This is a genomic window from Mesorhizobium sp. M1E.F.Ca.ET.063.01.1.1 (assembly GCF_003998155.1).
In the GTDB taxonomy this organism is placed as follows: Bacteria; Pseudomonadota; Alphaproteobacteria; order Rhizobiales; family Rhizobiaceae; genus Mesorhizobium.
Genome location: NZ_RZSC01000776.1, coordinates 1 through 2,695, shown reverse-complemented (window position 1 = coordinate 2,695; position 2,695 = coordinate 1). Strand labels below are relative to the sequence as shown.

At 60.5% G+C, this 2,695-nt stretch carries 3 protein-coding genes; all 3 read left to right on the top strand.

The window, feature by feature from the left end:
* A partial coding sequence (locus EOA29_RS32140) for a hypothetical protein (protein WP_145969922.1) occupies positions 1-269 on the top strand: 269 nt, incomplete at its 5' end.
* A gap of 361 nt (positions 270-630) precedes the next feature.
* On the top strand, positions 631-1,860 hold the full coding sequence (locus tag EOA29_RS32135; RefSeq protein WP_126093388.1) for an OmpP1/FadL family transporter: 1,230 nt from the start codon (positions 631-633) through the stop codon (positions 1,858-1,860).
* Positions 1,861-2,153: 293 nt separating this feature from the next.
* On the top strand, positions 2,154-2,695 hold a 542-nt coding region (locus tag EOA29_RS32130; protein ID WP_189479056.1), incomplete at its 3' end, for a dihydroxy-acid dehydratase.

Genomic DNA, 2,695 nt, shown 5'->3' with positions numbered 1-2,695 from the left:
GCTCGGCACAGATCGTCCTCAACGAGGCAACCATCTCTCTGCCGCTCGGCAGCCTGATCGACCTTGCGGCCGAAGCCGCGCGGCTGCAGAAGGAACTGGCCAAGGTGACCGAGGAGATCGCCCGCCTGCACAAGAAGCTGTCGAACGAGAAGTTCGTCGCCAACGCGCCGGAGGAAGTGGTCGAGGCCGAGCGCGAAAAGCTTGCCGAATATCGCGAGGCGCAGGAGAAGCTTTCGGTCGCTTTGACCAGGGTTCGCGACGCCGGCTGAACGGCAAGATTCGCTCCCGCTGGAGAGCGACTTTCCGAAGCGTCATCTGCCTGCGAGATAGGCATGCCGTTGCGTTAATTTTGACGTAAACGGAAACTTTAGGCCCTATTGTTGCCATAATGTAACAATGGGGCCTTTTTCCCCTAAAATGGCCTGTTTTTGAGCTGCATTGAAAGGTTTTTGCAGCTTTTTTCTGCCAATCGATACCTATTGGCCGCGATTAGGCTCGATTTCGCGGCCGGGTACAATGGCGAAAATGCGAGCTGTCAAGGGCGTACGTGTACAGCCCCTGAATTCGTTGTTGCGCCATTTACCCGAATTGGTTCTAGCTTGATCCCGCGTATTTTCGGGGAGGGAATCCATGAACATTTTGCGGCTCAAAGCACTGCTGGGGGCAGGGTGCTTTTCGCTGACTCTTATCGGTGCGGCAATGCATCCGGCGCATGCCGGCGGCCTGGAGCGCGGCGGCTACGACATCGATCTGCTGTTCGATCCAGCGCCTTTCGCCACGGAAGCGGAAGCGACTTTCGTGATGCCGGATCGCAAGTACAAGAATGCGCGCGGTCCCGGAGGGGCCGACCTCGGTTTCGGAACCACGGCTGACGGAGCCGAGGATTATTGGGTGCCGCGCATCGGCGGCAAGGTCCAGGTTGTCCAGGGTGTCGACTGTATGGTCGATTACTCACAGCCTTGGGGCGCGCACACTGCGCCCGGCGTGTGGAACGGCGCGTTCTCCAACATGGAGACCGACATCAAGAGCGACAACTACGCTGCAACCTGCTCTTACAAAATGGATGCGGGCAAGGGCCAGCTCCGCTTTATTGGCGGTGTTTTCTATCAGAAGGTTTATGGCTTCAAGGAAGACTTGGTGTCACCGCTGGTGCCCAACTTCGGTGGAACTGGTCGTGTGGACCTGACGAGCAACGGCTGGGGCTGGCGCGCCGGCATCGCCTATGAAATCCCTGACATCGCGCTGCGCGCGAGCCTCGTCTACAATTCGAAGGTCAAGCTCGACAACATCTCGGGCACGCTGGACTTGACGAATGTTGGCTTGGGTACGATCCCGATCTACGGCTCGACGCAATACATGCCGGATGTGGTGGAATTGAAATTACAGTCGGGCGTCGCGCCGGGCTGGCTCGCCTTCGGTTCGATCAAGTGGGTCAACTGGAGCGTGCTGCAGAGCGTGCCGATCTGCCCTGTGGGTGTTCCCGCCGCGCTTTGCTTCACGAATTCTCCAGCAGAGGTGACCTCGCTTGACCTGATGTATCGGGACGGCTGGACGGTTTCAGGCGGCATCGGCCACAAGTTCAACGATCAGTGGAGCGCCGCTGGTCAGCTTTCTTGGGATCGCGGCACCTCGCATGGTTATGGTGCCCAGACCGATACCTGGACGCTGGGCGGCGGCGTCGCCTACACGCCGAAGCCGAATATCGAGGTTCGGCTGGCTGGTGCGATTGGCGTGATGACCAGCGGCCATTCAGGGATATTGATTGGCGAGAACGGCAAAGTCGTCGGGGCGGATGCCAGCTACGACTTCGGCAACGATCTGGTCACCGCGATTTCGGGCGGCGTAAAGATCAAGTTCTAAGTCGCCACGAAGGATTGGGAAAAAAGCCGGGCAATGCCCGGCCTTTTTCGTTGTGCAATCAACGGCCTGGCCCGATCGGCCGACGTTATGTTGCATATGCGGGTCACAAACCGCGCCCTTCACAATTGTGACGTTTTAGCAACAGTTTATGAACAACCCCTGCGCTAGAAGTCAGGTCGGGGGAACTGCCCATTTCCCGCCATAAACCCGGAGCAACTCGAATAGGTCTCGGGATGCGTGCCAGGTTGGCCCGGCGATGAGGCAGGCCGCATTGAGGGGCGGCAAGGACGAGTATGGACGCCAGGGTGATCTCCAAGGCCAAGCTGCCCAGCCGCTACGTGACCGTTGGTCCGGCGCGCGCGCCGCATCGCTCGTACCTCTACGCCATGGGACTGTCGGCGGCCGAGATCGCGCAGCCGCTGGTCGGCGTCGCCAGTTGCTGGAACGAGGCCGCGCCCTGCAACATCTCGCTGATGCGCCAGGCGCAGGTGGTCAAGAAGGGCGTAGCGGCCGCCAACGGCACGCCGCGCGAATTCTGCACCATCACCGTCACCGACGGCATCGCCATGGGCCATCAGGGCATGAAGTCGTCGCTGGTGTCGCGCGAGGTGATCGCCGATTCGGTCGAGCTCACCATGCGCGGCCATTGCTACGACGCGCTGGTCGGCTTGGCCGGCTGCGACAAGTCGCTGCCCGGCATGATGATGGCGATGGTCCGCCTCAACGTGCCGTCGATCTTCATCTATGGCGGCTCGATCCTGCCCGGCAGCTATCGCGGCCGGCAGATCACCGTGCAGGACGTGTTCGAGGCGGTCGGCCAGCATTCGGTCGGCAC